The organism is Acetobacter conturbans, from assembly GCF_011516755.1.
GTDB classification, from domain to species: domain Bacteria; phylum Pseudomonadota; class Alphaproteobacteria; order Acetobacterales; family Acetobacteraceae; genus Acetobacter; species Acetobacter conturbans.
The window spans coordinates 15,851-38,489 of record NZ_WOSY01000013.1 but is presented as its reverse complement, the minus strand read 5'-3'; the positions used below and the strand labels follow the sequence as shown (position 1 = coordinate 38,489).

The window sequence follows — 22,639 nt, the reverse complement described above, 5'->3', positions numbered from 1 at the left end:
GGGTCGAACGACCCTGCCATACTCCACGGTTATCTGTGCCGTATAAGGGAACGATCATTATGTGCGTTATCGTTGTCGGAACAATCCGCTCTACCGAATCAACTCTTGTCCCGGGAATGCTCTGAAGGGGCGTCTCATATAAGCTGCCAACCGGAGCGACGCAGACACAGTACCGGCCAAGCAGACTCACAATCCGCTTATTATGGTTCGTTCGATGATTCTCATGAACCCGCGCGGTGTGCAGGCACCCGTGCCCCAGCCCTGAGAACCAGGTTGCGTTTCGCAGGAAAGGTTTTCTGAAAACCTCCTCCGCTCCACAAATTCGGTCCGAAATAACTTTGAGTGTCTGAATGTCGAATTTCTGTGCCGCAAATGGCGTCGTGAGGCAGGTAACGGCCTCCAGAAGGCTTCCGCCTAGATAAATGTCCGAGAAGCACCGCTCAATCTACCCCATCAAAATAGAGAGTTGATTTGGAAACTGAAGCACGTGCTGCGGCGCGCGGGAAACTCGGAAGGCCGGATCGTGCCCTCCCACTTTTATCGCGGAACATCGCTGTTGTGGGAGGAGGCCCAGGTGGTCTCGTGTCCGCGATGCTTCTGGCTCATGCCGGGGCAGATGTTACTGTGTTTGAACGACATGCCTGCGTGGGCGGACGGTCATCGGCCATCGACGCTGAAACAGACGCTGGCCGCTTCCGATTTGATGTAGGGCCGACCTTCTTCCTCTATCCGCAAATCCTGAAGGATATTTTCTCCCGGTGCGGCTTATACATGGAAGACACCATCACGCTAAAGCGATTGGAGGAACATTATGACCTCGCATTTGAAAAAGGCCCTACGCTGCGCCTGAATTCCTGTATTGAGGCACTCGAACGAGAAGTTTCCCGGATTGATCCGCACGACGCACGCAACGTGCGACAGTTCGTCGCTGACAACCGCAAGAAATTCCGGAAATTCGTTCCTATCCTGCGGCGGCCTTTCAATTCGGTGCTTGATCTGTTGCGGCCCGATATGCTGCGCGCACTTCCCATGCTGCGACCGATGTCTTCAGTGGACAAGGATCTTGCTAGGTATTTCAAAAACCCGAAAACCCACCTCGCATTTTCTTTCCAAAGCAAATATCTTGGCATGTCGCCCTACAGATGCCCGAGCCTTTTCACAATCCTGAGCTTCATGGAACATGAATACGGCATCTATCACCCCGTCGGCGGGACGGCTGCCGTGATGGAGGCACTGCGCAACGCTGCGGAAGGACTGGGGGCGACAATCCGCCTGAATACGCCCATCCGTGAAATTCTGACTGAAAACGGATGCGCTGTCGGGGTCCAGACAGATGAAGGGCCACAGAAGGCTGATGCAGTCGTCGTCAACGCGGATTTCGCGCAGGCGATGAACCGCCTGATCCCGGACCGCAAACGCAAGCGATGGACCAACCGTGTTCTGGAACGGAAAAAATACTCCTGCTCAACATTCATGATGTATCTCGGCATTGAGGGCACCCTGCCGAACCACGGGCATCACACGATCTTTCTGGCTGAGGACTACGACCGCAACTTCGCCGAGATCGAGGCCGGGACGTCTCTTTCTGAAGCAGCCTCTCTCTACGTGCAGAATGCGTGCGTCACTGATCCGGGGCAGGCTCCGGACGGGCACTCGACTCTCTATGTCCTGATGCCAGTCGGACACCTGCGCGATGGCGGTCTGGAATGGACGGACGAGACCCGGGCAGAAGCGCGGAAGCTTGTCATGGCTCGGTTGGAAAAGGCTGGTTTTACGGACATCGAGGAACGTATCCGTTTCGAAAAGATTGTGACACCGGCAGACTGGGAAGACACTTACGCCGTTCACAAAGGTGCTGTGTTCAACCTTGCCCACAACCTCGGCCAGATGTTGCATCGCCGCCCTCATAACTGCTTCGAGGACGTCAAAAATGTCTATCTGGTGGGCGGCGGCACCCATCCCGGCAGTGGCTTACCCGTCATTTTCGAAGGCGCGCGGATTAGCAGCGACCTTCTGATCCGCGATTTCACGCCTGAACGCCCTCGTTCGCTCAACAAGTTCTTCCGGAAAACCCCCGCCCATGCCCTCTCCTGAAAAGAAAGCATCTGTCATTGTCATCGGATCCGGTCTGGGAGGGCTGGCGTCAGCCTGTACTCTGGCAGCACGCGGGCATCATGTGACAGTTATCGAGGCCAATGACTGGCTGGGCGGCAAGGCAGCGGAATGGCGTGAAGGCGGGTACCGGTTCGATATGGGACCCACCATCCTGACCATTCCCCGTGTGCTGAAACGCATTTTCCAGGAAGCCGGTGCGGACATGCACGCGAGGCTGGATCTCCGTCGCCTTGATCCACAGTGGCGCTGTTTTTTTGAAGATGGCAATCAGATCGATCTGCAGCAGGATGTTGAAAACATGGTGCAGGTTCTGGAAGAACTCTGCACTGGGGATGGGGAGGGGTATCGTGATCTGATTGCCGCCAGTCGCAATCTGCATGACATATCGGAGAAGTTCTTCTTCTGGAAATCAGTCGGAGGGATCGAAGACACTCTTGATCTTGGCTCAAGCTTCACACTGCGCACGCTCCGGGACGTCCTGCGACTGAGAATGGATTCGACGTTTGCGAAGGAAATCCGTAAACGCATCCAGAACCCTCAGGCCGCGCAAATGCTTGATCACCTCACGCAATATGTCGGTTCCAATCCCTTCGCGGCTCCTGCCGTCCTGCTCGGCATCGCCCATATGCAGATGCATGACGGTATCTGGTATCCCATGGGCGGAACACGAGCCGTCCCCGAAGCACTGGTGCAACTCGCCACAGAACTGGGCGTGGCATTCCGTACAAAAACGCGCGTTCGCAAAATCCTGATGAAAAACCAAAGGGCATGCGGAATCGAGACGCAAACAGGTGAACATCTGGCAGCCGATGCCGTCATATCGAACATGGACAGTGTGCGTACGATGCGTGAGCTTCTGCATGATGTTCCGACGAAAAAATTCGAGCAGAAATGGGGACGACGCAAGCCGGCCTGCTCAGGCGTTGTGCTCTATCTTGGTCTTGACCGGGCCTATGAGCATCTCGCCCATCACGATTTCGTCTTCTCCCGTGATCCTGAGGACGAGTTTGATAGCATCTACAACAAGGGCATCCCCGCACCCGACCCGACATGCTATCTCGCGGCCCCCTCAAAAACAGATCCGAGTGTCGCTCCTCCGGGCGGTGAGGCACTTTATGTTCTGGTTCACACACCATGGATTCACGCTGGTCAGAACTGGCAGGATCTTTTCCCTCACTACCGACAAGTTATTCTCGACAAGCTCAAACGATGCGGTGGCATGCCGGATCTGGAAGACCGCATCCGTGTCGAACATCACCTCACGCCGCAGGATATTCATGAGCGATACTCTCCACTGAGAGGTGCCATCTACGGGCTGGCCAGTCACGGTCGGATCAATGGGGCCTTCAAACCCGCAAACCGGTCGAAAGAGGTCGCCGGGCTCTATCTGGCTGGTGGGGCCACCCATCCCGGAGCGGGCATGCCGATGGCTTTGATGTCGGGTTGGATAGCGGCTGACTGTCTGGATCAGGATCTGAAAACATCCGGACAGTTATGAACTCGCCCGTTACGCGCCACCCTGTCATTGCCGCACTGGTCTTGCGTGCAATGCGGCGTGGTATCGTGCGCCATTTTAATGCCGTGCGCCTTTCCGGGGATCAGTCGGTGCTCCAGTTTCGTGGTCCCCTGATTATCTGCTCCAACCACCCCGGCTGGTGGGATCCCGCCGTTTTTGCTTTTCTCCAGCATCGGTTATTCAGACACTGTCATGGCTATGGCCCCATAGATGCGGACGCTCTCCGCCGATATCCTCTGTTGGAAAAAGCGGGCCTGATACCGGTAGATATCACCGACACCCGCTCTCTTCAGCGATTTTTCCGCACCGCACAACAGATGCTGAAACAAGGGAATATACTCTGGGTCACTCCTCAAGGCCATTTCGCTGATCCCCGCACGCGCCCACTCAACCTGCAAAGCGGAGTGGCCCACCTGCTCAGGCACGTTTCGAATGCCCGCGTCATTACACTGGCAATCGAATATCCGTTCTGGAAAGAAAGCCGCCCCGAACTTCTCCTCAGGTTTGGCAGCTTTGTGGCTCATGAGGACAGTAAAAATATTGGCGAGATCATGTCCCGTCTGGAAATAGACCTTACGGAAACCATGGACGCCTTGGCTCATGATGCGTGTGCTCAGGATGCGTCCCGGTTTACAGTGTTGACAACGGGTCGGGCAGGGATCGGCGGTCTCTACGATCTCTTGCGTCGCGTGTGGCAACGGCATCAGGGGCAGCGTTTCACCCCCCGGCATGACGCATGAGAAAGTCTGTGGATAGGCTGGTCTTCGCCGCAGCACTTCTGCCGCTAGCACTGACCGTCAGCAATTTCTTTCGTCTCCGCCCGTCACCTGCGAAAGGACCACGGGCAGCTCTTTCCGTGCTGATCCCGGCTCGAAATGAGGCAAACACCATCCGTGGTGCTATCGAAGCCGTTCTAAAAAGTCATGACATCACAATCGAACTTCTCGTGTTCGATGATCACTCCACCGATGGCACGATGGAAATCCTGCGTTCCTGTCACGACCCCCGGCTACGCATCCTGTCATCCGCCGCACTCCCGAAAGGCTGGTGTGGTAAGACGCATGCCTGCGCCCAACTTGCTGCCGCAGCACAACATGATCTCATGCTGTTCGTCGATGCCGACGTCCGCCTGAATCCGGACGCGCTCAACCGTCTGTGTCGCCTGATGGCGGCACATCCCAATGTAGCGCTTCTGAGCGGTGTTCCACGACAGATCACGGCGACATTCCTTGAATGGCTATTGCTGCCCTTCATTCATGTCCTGCTGCTCGGGTATCTTCCGATGTGGCTGGATAGCGGAAGGAGACCCGCTTTTGCCGCAGCCTGCGGGCAGCTGATCATGGTTCGTCGGGAGGCCTATCACGTCAGCGGCGGCCATACCGGGATCAAAGCCCGGCTGCATGACGGACTGGCGCTGGCTCGACAGTTCCGGCGTTCAGGCCAGAAAACAATGCTGTTCGACGCCTCGACCATCGCATCCTGCAGGATGTACCAAAATGCTTCGGAAGTCTGGAACGGGCTTCTGAAAAACGCTAGCGAGGGCATTGCAACTCCGAAAGGCCTTCCAATCTGGACGGTTCTGATCGGTGCTGGGCAGGTGCTGCCCTTCCTCATGCGATGGACGCCCCTGTCTCTCGCAGCAATGGCCATGACACTCCTGACACGAAGCCTGATTGCGCTTCGTTTTCGGCAGGGATGGAAAACAGTCCTGCTGAGTCCGGTGGGTGCAGCCACCCTTCTTATCCTGCAATGGCAGGCCCTGCTGGGGCATTGTCTCGGTCATGCGCCGCAATGGCGTGGACGCTCTTACCCCCGGAGAACCTCGTGATAAAAATGTCTCTTGCCGTCGCTAGCCTGCTGATGGCTGCTCCCAGCCTCGCCCATGCCGCTACACTTGGAATCACGGTCACGAACATCCCTGACGCCACGGGCACGATCCGCATCGCCGTCTGCACGAAGCACGAATTTCTCTCACCGATGTGCGCGTATCATGAGGTCGTGCCGTCACATCCTGGTCAGGTCCATGTCAGCATTCAGGACATCCCATCGGGCATCTACGCCGTGCAGGTATTTCAGGACCGCAACGACAATGAAAAACTCGACAAAAATTTCTTTGGTATTCCGCAGGAGCCACTCGGTTTTTCAAGGAACCCAGCCATGCATTTCGGGCCACCCGGCTTTGCTGACAGCGCCTTTTCGTTAAGCAATCAGAACAGTGAAATCTCGCTGGCATTGAAAACGAAATAAGACGTTGGGCTCTATGGTATGTCCGATCCTATCCTGCCGATGAAGGACAAAGTCAGCCTGCTTCGGCAGGCTTCCCCAAAATGGCAGATGGTTCCCATGAGAGAGCGTTTGCGCATGGTGCGGCGCTTCCGATCCCGTCTCCGGTGTCAGATGCTTTCGTTGCCCGGCCTTTTCCCGAACCGTCCAGTACCCGAGACCCTGACCGCAGAATGGCTGCCTCTGCTCGCCGCCAGCACGTTCCTGCTTCGCAAGGCCCGGAAAATCCTCGCTCCCCGGCGCTGCGGGGTGTTCGGACGTCCCCTCTGGCTTCCCGGCGTGACATCGGTCGTAGAACGCCGCCCATTCGGGGCAGTTCTCATTCTGGCACCAGGAAATTACCCTCTGATGCTACCGGGTATTCAGGCCCTTCAGGCGCTGGTAGCCGGCAATGCGGTCGCTCTAAAGCCAGCGTCAGGCGGAGAGGCCGCTGCCCACCTCCTCCAGACCCTGCTCAGGCAGGCCGGCTGTCCCGACGGGCTTTTCATCGTCCTTTCTGTCGATGATGGTCCAGACGCCGTCGCTGCTGGCTTTGACCTGATCATCCTGACAGGCTCCGCTCAAACCGGGAGGACGGTTCTCCGGCAGGCCGCCGCGACACTCACTCCGACCATCATGGAACTGTCCGGCGTGGACGCCGTGTTCGTCCTGCCTGACGCCGATCTCAGTCTCGTCGTGCAGTCACTGGCCTACGGGGCACGTTTGAATAACGGGGCGACCTGCATCGCCCCTCATCGTGTCTTCATCCATCACACGCAACGGGCAACACTTCTCACCGGGTTGCGAACCGCACTGGCAAAAAAGAAACCGCTGGCACTCGCTCCCCGCACACAGGAAAGTATCAGTGACCTGAAAGCGATCATCACAATCGCAGGCGGCACAGCGGAAACCATAGGGAACGTCACCCTGTTTAGCGAAACGGAAACTCTGCAACATCTTCTGGACGTGGATATCTTCGCACCATGGCTGGCGGTGACAGGCGTGGAGAGTATGGAAGAAGCCCTCACGCTCAACCAAACCTCGTCCTATGCTCTGGGAGCCAGTATTTTTGGTCCTGAAGAGGATGCCAGATTATTGGCTAGGCGCCTTCCGGTGGGTTCGATCTGCATCAATGATCTGATCATTCCAACCGCCGACCCGCGACTGCCTTTTGCCGGTGCTCACAGTAGTGGGTATGGCACAACCCGTGGCCCGGAAGGACTCCTCGCCGTGACGCGGCCAGTCGTTACGTCGTCACGACGTTTGTTTCTGTAAGTTTTGCAACGAGGAGAATTCTATCAATGGTTATGATGGTTTCTGATTAGGTCAGAACTGACGCCTTTTCTCTCTGCGGCGAGAGTTTGATGGAGAGTATTCCGGTGCTGCAGGACTGATTGTAGACCTCTCATGTCGTATCTCATCTGACGGCAGGTCCGGGAGACTTCAGGGCAGCGGATGTTCTGCTGGCCGATCTTCCCGCTGAAACACGCGAAATTCTCGGTGACCGGGGCTCTGACCGCGACAGGATCAGGCAACCCCTTGCTGAGCAAAACATCACAGCCTTTATGCCACCGAGAAAAACCGCCCATCAAAGCCTTTTTTACAGATGGCATCTGTATCAAAACAGCCACCACGGCGAAAACATGTTTGCAAAACTCAACGATAAAAGAAGGGGTCGCGACCCGCTATGATCGCTGCACCCATCCCTTCATGTCTATCATCAGCCTCGCAATTATTCTTAGGCAGGATCAGGAATTATTCAGCAGTCGGCGATCCAGTTTCCGTGAAATCCCAGCGGAACGTGGTGATCGAGGCGAATTCTTGCGACTGGCTCGCCGTCGAACTTCTGGGCATCAAGGATCACCAGTTCGCTGGCGTTTCTGCGGGGATCATACCAGACGGCCAGAACCCATCCATGATCCTCGGTCTCTCCGTCGGGATGTGGAACAAAGACCGGCTCGCCGGGAGTCATGTCATAGTCCGGTGAGAGATGCTGGAACCGGGTAACATTCCCCTCGTAGTCATGCTTCACAAGGCAATTGAAACCACGTGTCTCCGGCCTGAGGTCATGCGCGCCGGCCATATAGCCGTAACGGTGCTTCTGCCCCATGATCGTTTCATTGGGACGCACGAACTCGGCACTAAAATCACCGATGCGGTGATGTTCAACCGTTCCCTCGTGCGGATTGATAACGAATCGCCAGAGCTGCGGATTCTCGAAAGCGGCAGGGCCGGGAACGAGCGGGAACGGGTAAAAATCCTCGGGATTGAATGTCTTTAGGGCACCACTGACAGGCGTTGCGCTAGCATCAACGATTGTCTTGTCCCCGTCCTGATAGGCATTCAGGAAGTGTCCAATCATATAAGGTGAATTTTCCGGCTCGATCCAGAGCGCTTCGCCTGTTTTACGATGGACGAACAGAATTCGTGCATCTGTTCCCGCCGCTGGATCAATAAACCAGGAGCTCTTGCCTTGTGGAATGCGATCCTCGGCATAAGGGCGCCAGCTGATCATCCCGAAAAAGAAAATAAAGTGCTCTGCCGTGAAGATGACATCGTGGTTCCACGGTGTGAAACTCATGGGTATTGCGAATTTGGACGTGACTGCGCCGTGGATATCCGCAGTGAAACAGGTCAGAGACCTCTTCTCATTATCCAGGGAGTAGAAAATCCACTCTTTTGTCGCCGGATCAAAGTGTGGGTGTGCCGTCAGCATGCCGGACACCTGCCCGTCAAAGTCGAACGTTCCCAGGGTCTTCAAGGTGACCGGATCGATTTCCCAGTAATGACCTTCCGCCTCATGCATCGCCAGCAGGTGCGTGCCGAGGCGAATGACGTTGATACCCGCGACTGTTTTAATCTCAGGCGCGCCTTCAGGAAGCGGCTTTTGCGGTGCTTCCGACCGGCCATAGATGCCGTTGTAAAGTTGCCGCCCAGCGCTGCGTTCGACTTTCAGCCCTTCGGTTTCAACCCAGCAGTTACGATAACTTGCCCGACCGTTTTCGATCCGAAAGGCATGAACCATGCCATCGCCGTCAAACCAGTGAAAACGGTTCGGATCGTCGAGAAGGAACTCCGCACTCGGTGCTGAGCGGTAAAGTGTTCCCGTCAGTTCAAGCGGAATGGTGCCCAGAACGTCGACGTTTTCGATCGTACATTCATTTCTGAGTGGCTCGTACGGTCCTTGCAGGAACGGATTTGTTATTTTCATCAACTATCTCCCTGGGATTTTCAACCAAACGGCCACCACGTCGGCAGATCGACGACCTGAAGAGGGGCGTTTGCCTTACACTTCCGGGTTTTCGTGGCGGGAGCCCCTTATTCCAAAAGCGTACACAACCGTACATAAAACGCTTTTGCGCCAATAGCAACGATAGACATACCGAACCGTACGGTTATAAGGAGATGATATGAGAGTTCGTACGGAAGCCAGACGCGAAGCCATCCTGAAGATTGCCGGATGCATGTTCCTCCAGCAGGGCTACGCCAGCACATCGATGGCAGCCGTCGCGGCGGAGCTGGGAGGATCAAAATCGACCCTCTATGGCTATTTTCCATCCAAGGAAGAATTGTTCACAGCGTTTGTTATCGATGCCGGAGAAGACGCCTTTGCGGCCCTTCATGATATTCCGGTGTCCTTTGATGATTTTGATAAAACGCTTACTTTATTAGGGCGTCGATACCTTCAGCTCCTGCTCTCACCGCGCATTATTGCCATTTGTCGTCTGGTGATTGCCGAAAGCACGCGTTTCCCTGAACTCGGGCTGCTCTTTTTTGAAAATGGTCCCAAACGAGTTGTCGGACGTATCGCCGGAGTACTGGAAGCCGGGGTGAGCGCTGACGTTCTGGTTCCGTTGAACCCCCTGAATGCGGCGTTACAATTTAAAGCGCTTTGTGAGGCCGGAATCTATGAAAAACTTCTGTGGGGACTGGAGGAAAGTGTTGCACCCGAAATCATGGAAGCGAAGGTGGAAAGTGCAGTTGAAATGTTTCTCGCACGATATGGACCATCCTCGCAGAAGAGATAGGCAACACTGCGTCGATGTTTGAGATGATATTTCGCCATCTTAAATAATGTGAAATTGAAAAAGACTATTTCAAATACAAATCTTCCACCCTTAAAGAAAAAGGTTCACGGCATGAGTTATACGTCAAATATGCGCCGGCTGTTCATGCACGTTGGAATCCTCGCTGCCATATCACAGACTTTACCCGGAGTGGCAGCGGCCCAAAGCCGCCATCAAAACAGCGAGCAGCGGGTTGATGCTCTGCTCGCACGGATGTCGCTGGATGAGAAAATCCAGCTTGTGCATGGCGGCGGGATGGGCAGTTCCCCGATCGGGGGCGGGGGATATATCAAAGGTATTCCCCGCCTTGGTATTCCGGACATCAATTACGTAGATTCTGATGCTGGCATTAATGTTCAGGGCAAACACGCAACGCCTCTGCCAAGTCCGCTTGCTCTCGCTGCCAGCTGGGATGTGAACATCGCGCGGGACTACGGTGTTCTGGTTGCTCATGAACTCAAAACGCTCGGCTTCAATTCCGGCCTGGGCAACGGCATCAATCTGGCACGTGAGCCGCGCAACGGAAGGACCTTCGAGTATATGGGAGAGGATCCCATCCTCGCGGGAATACTGTTTGCTGCACGCACGCAAGGTGCACAATCACAGAACATTCTCACAGTGATGAAGCATTTTGCTGCGAACGATCAGGAGACAAACCGCTTCACTTCGGATTCCATAATTGATGAGCGCACGCTGCGTGAACTTTATCTGCGCGGATTTGAGCTGGCCGTCGATAAAGCGAATCCCGCCGTCGTAATGTGCGCCTACAATCTGGTGAATGGCGAAAAGTCCTGTGAAAACCGTCATCTCCTGACGGATATCCTCAAAGGTGACTGGGGCTTTCAGGGGTATGTTCAGTCAGACTGGATTGCGGCGATCACGAACACCCGGCGTGCGGCGAACGCTGGTACCGATGAAGAAGAGCCGGGGTCTGCGGACGACAGTCTGCCGGGACCAGCAGGTCTGCACACGTTTTTCAATCAACGGCTGAAAGAGGCTGTCCGGAATGGGCAGGTGTCAGAGGCCAGACTGGACGATATGGTTCGTCGCAAGCTACGCTCTCTTGATCGGGCGGGGCTCATCAACATCCCGACTTCACCTGTAGGCAAGATCGACACCGCTGCTGGCGACATTCTGGCACGGCGCGTAGAGCAGAACGCCATCGTTCTGCTGAAAAACGATCCTTCAGGGGCGGACAGTCACCCGACATTGCCTCTGGTTCCATCGTCGATGCAGACTGTGGTGGTGATCGGCGGTCATGCTGATGCAGGCGTCATCAGCGGTGGCGGTTCAGCGGGGGTGCCTGCACGTGATGGCAATGCCGTGACCTGTGGAACGCCCGGCGCGGTCGATCCCTTCATCCATCAGTTCAGTCTCTGTGCGACTTGGTACAAATCTTCCCCACTGGAGGCGATCCGTGCGCGGCTCCCCGGCAAGACCGTCCGCTATCTGGACGGTAAGGATGCCGCTGCGGCAGCTTTGGCGGCGGCTCAGGCGAATGTTGCGATTATCTTTGCCACGCAGTTCACGACAGAACAGGTGGATCTGCCGCGCCTTTCGTTGCCCGATGACAAGAGCGATCCCGCCAATCAGTCTTATGACCAGAACAACCTGATTTCCACCGTCGCGGCCAGAGCCAGACGGACTATTGTCGTTCTGGAGCAGGGTACGGCCGTAACGATGCCCTGGCTTAACCATGTGCAGTCTGTTCTGGTGGCCTGGTATCCCGGTGTGCAGGGCGGACCCGCAATCGCTGACGTGCTGTTCGGTGAGGTGAACCCCTCAGGAAAGCTGCCGCTGAGCTTCCCCAAGCGTGAGGACGATCTGCCACAAAAGACTATTCCAACCACGGCCCTTCGGATCCCGTACACTGAAGGCCTCAAAATGGGATATCGCTGGTATGACAGCCAGAAGATTGAACCTCTGTTCCCTTTTGGTTACGGGCTTTCCTACACGCATTTTTCGTATTCAGGATTGCAGGCAAAACGCCTGCAATCTGGGGATGTGTCGGTTCAGTTCAGGCTGACGAATGACGGTGATCGTCGCGGCAAGGAAACAGCGCAGGTCTATTCCGCTCTCCCCGCAAACACCGGCGAGCCGCCACGACGTCTGGTGGCGTGGGAGAAAGTGGATCTCGCACCCACCGAGGCCCGTGAAATCACGCTGACGATCCCCGCCGCGCGCTTTGCTGTCTGGGCAGGTCGCTGGCAGATTCCCGGAGGAACAGCGCACATCGAGGTTGGTGGCTCGTCGCGAGATCCTCACATGCTCGAAGTGCCTCTGCGGTTTATGTCTGCAAATCTGGGCGTTGCACTGCACGAGAATGGAGATGAGCAGTGTTTTGGCTGCCGTTTGTGACCGCCCACAAGAGTCTCCGTTCCACAGTTATCGCACCGCCGACAATGTCTGTCACAAACTGGGCACCTACGGATGTCAGCACTCATGACGGGGCCCGTGTATCTCCACGCTGTTCCAGGCCACATAATTCTGAACACGGGAGGTTGAACGGCCGGAATTGAGCCGTTCACCTCGGGATACGTTTCATCAAAACAGATGAAGATAAAGTCCATGCAGGCAGTATAAAAAACTCTCTGCGTTACTGATAGAACTATTCGAATGATCTCGGATCGTCTCTTAGAAGTGTTTCATGTTGCCCCAATGAGAACGATGCAATCAATTTCTATTTGATACATTTATCTACAACATTTTTTTCAAAAATGAAAAATAACCTCTCAAAGTGATTTTCCAGCTTTCTCCACGACGGGCTCGGATACATACTTCCCGTCCAAACCACGATTTCGCCCTCTTCAGAAAGATGCTTACGTGCAGTGTCCGACATGTCCGATCACGCCCTGCCTGCGCCGCATCTGCTGGTAGTAGAAGATGATCCGGGAATTCGGAATCTTCTTCTGCGCTACTTCTCCCATGCAGGATATCTTGTGAGTACTGCCGTTACTCTTACGGAAGTGCGTCATTACATAGAAAATAGTGAAATCAGCATCATCCTGCTCGATCTGATGCTCCCACAAGAAAGTGGATATGAGGTCTGTCGGTATATCCATCAGACTACGAATGCTCCGATCATCATGGTCACGGCTCTGGCGGAAATTCAGGACAAAATCGCAGGACTTAATCTGGGGGCAGATGATTATATCAGCAAGCCTTTCGATCTGGCAGAACTCGAAGCGCGTGTCCGCGCGGTCCTGAGGCGTGGGGATCGGCCGCGAAAGCCTTCTTCATTGCCGGACGAATACGTCTTCGGCCCCTGGAAATTCGTCCCTGCCAAAAGGGCGCTTTACAGGGCATCGGGTGTTCGACTGACTCTCAGCGGAGCCGAGACAGATCTGATGCTCGTTTTCTGGCAGCATCAGAATACACTTCTCACAAGACCGGACATCATCAATCTGATCCATGGGAACCCTACAGCCCTGGAAGAGCGATCCATCGATCTTCTCGTCAGTCGGTTGCGCCGGAAGCTCGCGGAAGGCGGCCGCCAGCTCGAATTGATCCGGACCGTGCGCGGAGACGGCTACATTTTTGACCCGCGGGTATGCATTCCATGACTTCTTTTCCTCCTCTGGCAGCACTCCGACGCGTGTTTCCCCAGACGATCTTCGGGCAGATGGTCGCCATCCTGGTGACCAGTCTTCTCCTGACGTTCTGCTTCGTCGTCCTGTTGCTTCGGGCAGTCCGTCCGGCCCTTCCGCCACTGCCCGTCGGCCCCTGGCCAGACACCCTCGCCATCGAAACCGCCATAAGATCGCTGCGGGCCATTCCCGTTTCTGTCCGCCAACAGGCAGCAGAGGGCATGTCGGCGGCAGGCTTCCATTTTCAGCTGAACAAGGCCTTTCCGTGCACACCGCAGCCAACAGACCATGAGACCGGACTCGTTCACCGCATTCTGATGCACGATTTTCCTGATGATGCCCACTCCCTGAGTGTCGTGAAATGCGCCTCCGGGGACAGGATATCCACAAATATCATCTTCCCGAGAGATGGTATTCACGTCTCGGTGATTTCAAATTTCAATTTCCACGACGTCATTCATATGACGCTCCCGATTACGGTTCCGTTCCTTTCCCTTCTGGTCATGACGGCCGCCCTGTCGCTCTGGAGTGTGTGGCGGGTCAATCGCCCCCTCTCGGTTCTCGCCCGTAAGGCAGACACCCTCGGATATGACACGACGTCTCCTCCTCTCGAAGAACAGGGACCGCGCGAAGTCCGGCGTGTCATCCGCGCTTTCAACCGCATGCAAAGCCGGATCCGCCTTGCCGCGGAAGAGCGCACCCGCATGCTGATGTCGATCAGCCATGACCTGCGCACCCCACTGACACGCCTGTCCATGCGCGTGGAACTGGGGGGCGAGGATGCCGCCCCTTCCGTGATGCGAAACGACCTCTCGCTGATGAAACAGATGCTCAACGGCGCGCTTGCCTTTCTTAACGGGCAGCGGGAGACGGAGCCTTTCGAGACAGTCGAACTCCGCTCCCTTCTGGAGAGCCTTTGCGAAGAATTTTCCTCCGTGGGGAAACAGGTTTCCTATGAAGGGGAACAGGAAATTACGTGTTTTTGTCAGCCTGTCTCGATTTCACGTGCCGTCAATAACCTCATAGAAAACGGTTTGAAATACGGGAAAACCGTAAAAGTGAACGCATGGTCCGAAACTGACGAGGCCATTATCGAAGTGCAGGATGCTGGTCCGGGCATTCCTGACAATATGCGACTTGAGATGCTCCAGCCTTTCGCGCGCATGGACCGCGCCAGAAGCGTCGATGGCAGTCTGGGGCTGGGCCTTTCCATCGTGCAGGACATTATGGCCCGACATCACGGCATCGTCAGTTTCCATGACGCGACTCCCACGGGCCTGATCGTCCGACTGACACTGCCTGCAAACGCTCCTCGCTCAAAAGGTCGGCGCGCCACATGATCACGACATTCCGGCACAGCACGTCGCCTTCATTCGGTCGCAAAAAGCGGAATCGGTCTCTTATGTTTTTCCTTAAACCGCCTGTTCAGTCTCCGCTCACCGACCGGCGCAACCCATCCCTGCGCCCCCCGTCCGGTCTGCGCTTCATCGTTGCCGCGCTCACGATCGGAACAGCACTCTCGCCGTTCGTGCCGGTGGATTGCACTGCATTCGCGGCGGCGCCAGCCGCTCAAAGTGCCACTCCCGTCGGTGTGGCGACCGTCACGAAAGGGGACATGCCCTTTATCCTGAGCGAACTGGGAACCATTATTCCCCTCGCGACCGTCACGGTCCAGACCCGTATCGAGGGTTATCTGACACAGGTTCTCTTTACGGAAGGGCAGGACGTGAAGGAGGGGGACCTTCTCGCCGTCATCGATCCCCGTCCTTACGAAGCCCTGCTCACGCAGTATGAGGGACAACTGGCGGCTGACATAGCTCAACTCGAAGAAGCGCGGATGGACGACGTGCGCTACCAGAAGCTTCTCAAACACGACAGTATCGAGGCCCAGACGGCTCAGGATCAGCGCTATAAAGTCCAGCAACTTGTCGGAACCGTCAAATCCGATCAGGGACTGGTCAAGACCTACAAGCTGGACATCGAATACTGCCATATCCGCGCTCCCGTCAGTGGACGGATCGGCATCCGCGCCGTGGACAGGGGGAATTACGTCACGGCCGGTCAGACTGGGGGGCTTGCCATCCTCACGCAGATGAAGCCGATCTCGGTCATTTTCACCGTTCCGCAGGACAGGCTCGGACTGATCTGGAAGAGACTTCGCCAGGTCAAGGAACTGCCGGTGGAGGCATGGGACAGTTCGGATAGTGAGAAACTCGCAACCGGCAAGGTCAGCAGCCTGGACAGCGAGGTTGATACATCCACCGGCACGATCCGCCTCCGCGCCCTCTTCGACAATACGGATGAGGATCTTTTCCCGAACCAGTTCGTAAACGCCCATCTGCTGGTCGATACGGAAAAAAACGTCGTTCAGGCACCAGCGAGCGCGATCCAGACAGGCCCCGACGGGTCGTTCGTCTATGTCGTGCAGCCTGACAGCACGGTAAAGGCGGTGGTCGTCAGGACGGGCATCAGCCAGAACAACATCATTGTCGTCACGTCGGGCATCAGTGAAGGACAGCGTGTCGTCATTTCCGGCGTCGACCGCCTCCATGACGGGGCCAGGGTCTCCATTCCCACCGCCCCCCCCTCATCCGCCCCATGAACTTCTCACGCCTGTTCATCCAGCGCCCCGTCGCCACAACGCTGCTGATGCTCGCCCTGCTGCTGGCGGGTATGATCGGTTATCGTTTTCTGCCGATCTCCGCACTGCCTGAAGTCGATTATCCCACAATCGTCGTCCGCACGTTCTATCCGGGGGCGAGCGCCGATGTGATGATGACCTCCGTCACGGCGCCCCTTGAGGATGAGATGGGCGAGATGGCGGGGCTCGACCAGATGACCTCGCAATCCTCGGGGGGGTCTTCTGTCGTCACCCTGCGCTTCGGTCTGACGACATCGCTCGATGTTGCGGAACAGGAGGTGCAGGAAGCCATCAATGCGGCGAATTCGCTGCTCCCAACAGCGCTCCCCGCACCCCCGATCTATTCCAAGGTCAATCCCGCCGACACGCCTATCCTGATCCTCGGCATCACATCCAACACGATGCCACTGACGGAAGTCGAGGACTATGTCGCGACACGCCTGCAACAGAAGATCAGTGAAATTTCCGGCGTCGGCGAAGTCTCCCTCTCGGGTGGCAACAAGAAGGCCTATCGCGTTCGGGTGAACGTCCAGAAGGCAACGACTTACGGGCTTGATCTCGACACGCTGCGCACGACGATCGGCAACGTCAACGTCAACGCACCGACCGGCACGTTCAACGGTTCCCAGCAGGCCAGAACGATCCGCGTCAACAGCCAGATCGCCAGCACCGACCAGCTCATGAAACAGGTGATTGGCTGGTCGAGCGCCAATAACGGTCCCATCCGCCTGAGGGATATCGCCACAGTCATCGAAGGGCCGGAAGACACCCAGCTTGCCGGTTGGGCCAATGACAAGCCCGCCATCATCCTCAACATCCGACGCCAGCCAGCGGCCAATATTCTCAGCACGGTCGACGCCATCAAAGCCGCGCTCCCGCGTCTGGAACAGGATATGCCAGCCGGCATTCACATCACACTCCTGACCGACCGGACCACGACGATCCGCGCCTCGGTCGTCGATGTCGAATTCGAACTGGCCTTGGCGCTGACTCTCGTCGTCGCGGTCATCTTCGTCTTCCTTCATGACCCGGCGGCCACGCTCGTCCCCGCGCTTTCTGTTCCGCTCTCGATTGTTGGCACCCTGGCGGCCATGCAGCTGATGGGATTTTCACTCGACAACCTCTCGCTGATGTCGCTGACGATCGCGACAGGTTTCGTGGTTGATGATGCCATCGTCATGATCGAGAACATCGCGCGTTATGTGGAAATGGGGCGGGATCGCATGACAGCCGCCCTTGAGGGTGCCGGGGAAATCGGCTTCACGATCATTTCGCTCACGGTCTCCCTCATCGCTGTTCTGATCCCCCTGCTTTTCATGAGTGATGTGATCGGGCGTCTGTTCTACGAATTCGCCGTGACGCTGGCCGTAACGATCATGATCTCCGCCGTCGTTTCCCTGACGCTTGTGCCCATGATGTGCGCGCGCGTGCTACGGGACGCAGCCCACCAATCCGCGAAACCGCGATGGGCGCGCAAGGCCGATCAGATGATGGCGTCACTGATCGCGTTTTATGACCGCTGCCTCGTCCACGTGTTGCGACATCAGACACTCACACTGATGGTGTTTCTCGGCACTGTGGCGCTGACCGGCATTCTGATCGCAGTCATCCCCAAGGGGCTGTTCCCCGAGCAGGACACTGGCGTTCTTCAGGGCGTCTCGGTCATGGATGCCTCGATTTCCTTTGACGCGATGGCAGACCTCCAGAAGAAGCTCGGCGCTGCAATCCTGAAAGACCCCGATGTCACCAGCCTGTCTTCCTATATCGGCGTGGATGGAGACAACACGACACTGAACCGTGGCCGGTTCCAGATCAACCTGCGTGATCACGATAAAAGAAGCCTGTCCGCGACGCAGATCGCCCGGAATATCTTACGCGAAACGCAGGATATTCCGGGCGCGCAGCTTTATCTGCAACCCGTCCAGGACCTGACGTTGAACACGAGCGTCTCGGCCACGCAGTACCAGTTCCTGATCGAGGATTCCGACTCAGCAAGGCTCGCCACCTGGTCGTCGCGTCTCGTGGCAGAAATGAAGAAATCATCCGCCCTCACGGATGTCGCCTCCGACCTGCAGGCGCAGGGCGTGGCGGAAGATATCACGCTGGACAGGGCAACCGGCGCCCGGTTCGCCATCACGCCGCAGACCGTTGACAACGTGCTCTATGATTCCTTCGGCCAGCGGCAGGTTTCGACGATCTACACACAATCCAACCAGTATCGCGTAATCCTCGAAGCCATTCCTCAACTGCAGCAGTCTCCGGACTCCTTCGGCAAGATCTACATGGCTGGCAGCGCGACAACGGGCGCCAGTACGTCCGGTCCGACGCGCGCCCCTACGTCCGGCCTCGTTCCACTTTCGGCAGTCACGAAGATGACGCCCTCCTTCGCGCCGCTCATGATCACGCATGTTGCTCAGTTTCCGGCGGCAACCATCTCCTTCAACGTTGCCCCCGGCCAGTCGCTCGGCGCGGCCGTCTCGGCGATCGACAAGGCACGCACAACACTCAGGATGGCGGCCACCGTCCAGACATCGTTTATCGGCACAGCGGACGTGTTCGAAAACAGCATGAGTAACGAGGCATGGCTTGTCCTCGCGGCGCTGGTGGCGGTCTATATCGTGCTCGGCATTCTTTATGAGAGCTTCATCCATCCGCTCACCATCTTGTCCACGCTCCCTTCGGCCGCCATCGGAGCGCTGCTGGTCCTGTGGATGACGGGTAGTGGACTGGATATCATGGGTGTGATCGGCATCGTGCTGCTGATCGGCATCGTCAAGAAAAACGCAATCATGATGATCGATTTCGCGCTGGAAGCCGAACGGATAGAAGGTCTGTCGCCCGTTGCGTCCATAACGAAGGCGGCCCACCTTCGCTTTCGGCCCATTCTCATGACAACGCTGGCCGCCATGCTTGGCGCCTTCCCGATGGTCATCGGATCGGGCGTCGGATCGGAGCTTAGACGCCCGCTCGGCTACGCGATTGTAGGCGGACTGATGGTCAGCCAGCTTCTCACCCTGTTCACGACGCCGGTCATCTATCTGTTCATGGAACGCACGCGGATGCGCATCGCGTCCTGGCGCCATCCTGCTCCCGATGAAGGGACCGTCTGATGTCCATCGTCGCCCTGTGCATCCGGCGACCGATCGGCACCACGCTTGCCGTGCTTGGCCTCATGATTGCCGGGATGATCGGCTACTCACTCCTCCCGATCGCCGATCTGCCCAATGTCGATCTGCCCGTCATCCAGGTCCAGGCACAGCAGGCCGGTGGCACGCCGGAAGAAATCGCCAGCACGATTGCCGAGCCTCTGGAGCAGCATCTGGGCACGATTTCAGGGCTCACGGAAATGACCTCGCAGTCCGTCCTCGGGCAGGTCAATATTTCGCTTCAGTTCGAGACGTCACGTGACGTCAACAGCGCGGCGCGCGATGTGCAGGCCGCGATTCATGCGGCGCGGGCCGACCTGCCGACCACCCTGCGGCAGGACCCGGTCTATCATGAAGCCAACACCGCCGGGATGCCCATTCTCATTCTGGCCCTGACCTCCAGAACCAGAAGTCCCGCCCAGATCTACGATGCCGCAACCAACGTTCTGGAACAGCATCTTTCCCAGATCAGCGGCGTGGGACAGGTCGAACTTGGCGGTGGCGCGCTCCCTGCCGTTCGGGTCGAGATGAACCCGCTCAAAATCTTCAAATACGGCATCGGGTTCGAGGATATCCGGGCCGCCCTTGCCGCGGCCAACGCCAACACACCCAAAGGCTTTCTCACGCGGGGCAACCAGCGCATCATCCTGAAGACGAACGATCAGGTGCGAAACGCGAAGGATCTCAAGGGTCTTATTGTAGCCTACCGCAGCAACCGACCGGTCAGGCTCGAGGATATCGCGGATGTCAGCGATGGGGTCGAAGATGTCGAGAACGGCGGTTTCTACAATGGAGAACGCGCTGTCCTCGTCATCATCTTTCCGCGAACGGGCGCCAACATCGTCCAGACCATCGACCAGATCAAGGCCCAGTTCCCGCTTCTGACGGCAGCACTTCCCGCGGATGTGGAACTGCATGTCGGCATGGATCGCTCCTTCACCATCCGCGCGGCCCTGAGCGATACAAAAAACACGCTCCTGCTCTCCGTTCTGCTCGTCGTCGCCGTCGTTCTGATATTTCTGCGTTCGCCGCGAACGACCCTTGTACCAGCGGTCGTAATCCCGGCGTCCCTGATCACGACCTTCGGCGTCATGGAACTGCTTCACTACTCGCTGGACAATCTTTCCCTGATGGCCCTGACGATCTCGACGGGGTTTGTCGTTGATGACGCCATCGTCGTCATCGAAAACATCAGCCGCCACATGGAAAGAGGCGAAACACGCGCTGTCGCTGTCCTCGCTGGAGCACAGGAAGTCGCCTTCACGGTGCTGTCGGTTTCCGTCTCCCTGGTGGCGGTCTTCTTCCCAATCCTGATGCTGGGAGGACTGATCGGGAACGTCCTGCACGAATTCGCCGTCACGATCTCGGTGACGGTCATTGTCTCCATGGGACTTTCCCTGACGCTGACCCCCATGATGTGCTCGCGCGTGCTCCGTGAGTCGGACATCCGGCATACGGACACGTCGAAAGGCGGCATCTGGTCTCGCGTTTCCGCCGTGCTCGAACGGGCCTTCAACGGGTTGCAGCACGCTTATGAAAGATCGCTGCTCGTCGCACTCCGCCACCGGAAAACCGTCATTCTGTCCCTGCCAGTGACCATCGCCATCATGGTCGTGCTGTTCGTCCGGATGCCAAAAGGCCTACTGCCCACCACCGACAGCGGCACGATGATGGCCCATCTGACGGCGGATCAGGCCATCTCGTTCCAGGCGATGATGCAGAAGATCACCGGCGTCCAGAAAAGCATTCTTGCCAACAAGGACGTGGTCAGCGTGACCGGTTTCGTCGGCGGACGAACCGCCGCGAACCAGTCGAACATGTTCATCGAGCTGAAAGACAAGACCCAGCGCAGCTCCACGGTTCTGCAAACTATGAGCGACCTGCGCCGCCGGACCAGTGATGTTGCCGGCGCGCAGTTCATCGCCATGCTCCCCAGTCTGCTGCCATCGGGCGCCCGCATGAGCAACGGCGCCTATCAGTATTCACTCCAGAGCAGCGACGCGACCACGCTCTATGACTGGATGCCGCGCCTGCAGGCCGCCCTGCAACGCCATCACGAACTGGCCGACATTTCGACTGACATCCAGCGTGGTGGCCTTGCGAGCGACGTCGACATCAACCGTGATCTCGCCGGACGGACGGCGCTGACAGCACAGCTCGTCACCAACGCGCTCTACGACGCCTTCGGTCAGCGTGCGGCGTCCGTCATCTATAATCCGCTCAACCAGTATCGTGTCGTGATGAATGTCCAGTCGCGCTACTGGGCGGATTCCGACATGCTGCGGCGCGTCTGGGTCAGTGTTTCGGGCGGCACTGCGAGCGGCAGCACCCAGAGCAACACGATCCGCATGTCTTCCGCGACCACTTCCACCGAAACGACCAGTGCTTCGACAAACAGCGCGTCATTCAAGAATTCGATACAGAACAGCCTCGCTGGCGGTAATGGCGCGTCCAGCGGGTCCGCCGTCTCGTCAACGAGCGAAACGCTTGTTCCCCTCTCGGCCGTTTCGAATATCAAGGACGGCATCACGTCCCTGACCGTCAACCATCAGGGACAGGCTCTGGCCGCCACGCTTTCGTTCAACCTCTCTGCCGGTGCATCCATGTCGGATGCGGTCCGGATCATCAACGAGGAGATGGTGAAGTTGAAGGTGCCTTCCACCATTCATGGCAGCTTCGCAGGCACTGCCGCGCAATTCCAGACATCCACCAGTTCGGAACCGCTGCTTATCATCGCCGCGCTGGCCGCGGTGTATATGGTTCTGGGCATTCTCTATGAAAGCTTCGTCCATCCGCTGACAATTCTCTCGACACTCCCCTCCGCGGGTGTCGGCGCACTCCTCGCCCTGTATTTTTTCGGTCAGGAATTCGATGTCATCGCCCTGATCGGGCTGATCCTGCTCATCGGTATCGTCAAGAAGAACGCCATCATGCTCGTGGACTTCGCCATCAATGCGGAGCGCCACGACAACCTGTCCGCCGAAGAGGCCATCCATACAGCCTGTCTTCTGCGTTTCCGGCCCATCCTCATGACGACGATCGCCGCCGCGATGGGTGCTCTGCCGCTGGTCATCGGAAGCGGATACGGCTCGGAGTTGCGGCGCCCGCTTGGGATCGCCATCGTGGGTGGCCTGCTCTTCAGCCAGATCCTGACGCTTTATACGACCCCGGTGATCTATCTCTTTCTCGATCATTTCGGCCAGTGGATGCGGCGTGCGCGCCAGCCATTCTTCCTGATCCTGTCACGGATCTTTTATCCGGTCAGTTCCAGATCGTGATGCGTATGTTTCAGGACTCTCTCATGA

14 protein-coding genes are annotated in these 22,639 nt (G+C 57.1%); 13 read left to right on the top strand and 1 reads right to left on the bottom strand.

Annotation, left to right across the window (positions count from 1 at the left end):
- Positions 1 to 471 precede the first annotated feature (471 nt).
- The 6 genes from GOB81_RS12970 to GOB81_RS12945 are packed head-to-tail and all read left to right on the top strand — an operon-like array spanning position 472 to position 7,168.
- The gene (locus tag GOB81_RS12970; RefSeq protein WP_277876921.1) at positions 472 to 2,094 is read left to right on the top strand and encodes a phytoene desaturase family protein; all 1,623 of its coding nucleotides are present in this window, start codon (positions 472 to 474) and stop codon (positions 2,092 to 2,094) included.
- Positions 2,081 to 3,613 carry a phytoene desaturase family protein gene (locus GOB81_RS12965; RefSeq protein ID WP_173570849.1) on the top strand — a complete coding sequence of 511 codons (1,533 nt, stop codon included), beginning with the start codon at positions 2,081 to 2,083 and terminating at the stop codon, positions 3,611 to 3,613. Before GOB81_RS12970 ends, GOB81_RS12965 begins: the two co-directional genes overlap by 14 nt.
- Positions 3,610 to 4,371 (top strand): lysophospholipid acyltransferase family protein, encoded by a 762-nt coding sequence (locus GOB81_RS12960; protein WP_242010265.1) that lies wholly within the window; start codon positions 3,610 to 3,612, stop codon positions 4,369 to 4,371. The genes GOB81_RS12965 and GOB81_RS12960 overlap by 4 nt, the downstream gene beginning before the upstream one ends.
- On the top strand, positions 4,368 to 5,459 hold the full coding sequence (locus GOB81_RS12955; protein ID WP_173570848.1) for a glycosyltransferase: 1,092 nt from the start codon (positions 4,368 to 4,370) through the stop codon (positions 5,457 to 5,459). Before GOB81_RS12960 ends, GOB81_RS12955 begins: the two co-directional genes overlap by 4 nt.
- A gap of 5 nt (positions 5,460 to 5,464) precedes the next feature.
- Positions 5,465 to 5,878, top strand: a complete 414-nt coding sequence (locus tag GOB81_RS12950) for a DUF2141 domain-containing protein (RefSeq protein WP_173570891.1) — start codon at positions 5,465 to 5,467, stop codon at positions 5,876 to 5,878.
- Between the two features lie 18 nt (positions 5,879 to 5,896).
- Positions 5,897 to 7,168 (top strand): aldehyde dehydrogenase family protein, encoded by a 1,272-nt coding sequence (locus GOB81_RS12945; protein ID WP_242010264.1) that lies wholly within the window; start codon positions 5,897 to 5,899, stop codon positions 7,166 to 7,168.
- 484 nt (positions 7,169 to 7,652) lie between these two features.
- On the opposite strand, the gene GOB81_RS12940 is transcribed toward GOB81_RS12945, so the two are convergent.
- Positions 7,653 to 9,104, bottom strand: coding sequence for a carotenoid oxygenase family protein (locus GOB81_RS12940; RefSeq protein WP_173570847.1), 1,452 nt, complete (start codon positions 9,102 to 9,104; stop codon positions 7,653 to 7,655).
- Positions 9,105 to 9,303: 199 nt separating this feature from the next.
- On the opposite strand from GOB81_RS12940, the gene GOB81_RS12935 reads away from it, so the two are divergent.
- The 7 genes from GOB81_RS12935 (at position 9,304) to GOB81_RS12905 (ending at position 22,612) form a co-directional block, all read left to right on the top strand.
- Complete coding sequence (locus tag GOB81_RS12935; RefSeq protein ID WP_173570846.1) at positions 9,304 to 9,921, top strand: TetR/AcrR family transcriptional regulator; 618 nt, start codon at positions 9,304 to 9,306, stop codon at positions 9,919 to 9,921.
- Positions 9,922 to 10,032: 111 nt separating this feature from the next.
- Entirely contained in the window at positions 10,033 to 12,318 is a 2,286-nt protein-coding gene (locus GOB81_RS12930) for a beta-glucosidase family protein (protein WP_198912119.1), read from the top strand.
- A gap of 479 nt (positions 12,319 to 12,797) precedes the next feature.
- Positions 12,798 to 13,523 (top strand): response regulator transcription factor, encoded by a 726-nt coding sequence (locus GOB81_RS12925; RefSeq protein ID WP_173570845.1) that lies wholly within the window; start codon positions 12,798 to 12,800, stop codon positions 13,521 to 13,523.
- On the top strand, positions 13,520 to 14,887 hold the full coding sequence (locus tag GOB81_RS12920; RefSeq protein WP_173570844.1) for an ATP-binding protein: 1,368 nt from the start codon (positions 13,520 to 13,522) through the stop codon (positions 14,885 to 14,887). Before GOB81_RS12925 ends, GOB81_RS12920 begins: the two co-directional genes overlap by 4 nt.
- Positions 14,888 to 14,949: 62 nt before the next feature.
- Positions 14,950 to 16,149, top strand: a complete 1,200-nt coding sequence (locus GOB81_RS12915; RefSeq protein ID WP_173570843.1) for an efflux RND transporter periplasmic adaptor subunit — start codon at positions 14,950 to 14,952, stop codon at positions 16,147 to 16,149.
- Positions 16,146 to 19,298, top strand: a complete 3,153-nt coding sequence (locus tag GOB81_RS12910; protein WP_173570842.1) for an efflux RND transporter permease subunit — start codon at positions 16,146 to 16,148, stop codon at positions 19,296 to 19,298. The genes GOB81_RS12915 and GOB81_RS12910 overlap by 4 nt, the downstream gene beginning before the upstream one ends.
- Positions 19,298 to 22,612, top strand: a complete 3,315-nt coding sequence (locus GOB81_RS12905) for an efflux RND transporter permease subunit (protein ID WP_173570841.1) — start codon at positions 19,298 to 19,300, stop codon at positions 22,610 to 22,612. The genes GOB81_RS12910 and GOB81_RS12905 overlap by 1 nt, the downstream gene beginning before the upstream one ends.
- Positions 22,613 to 22,639: the final 27 nt, after the last annotated feature.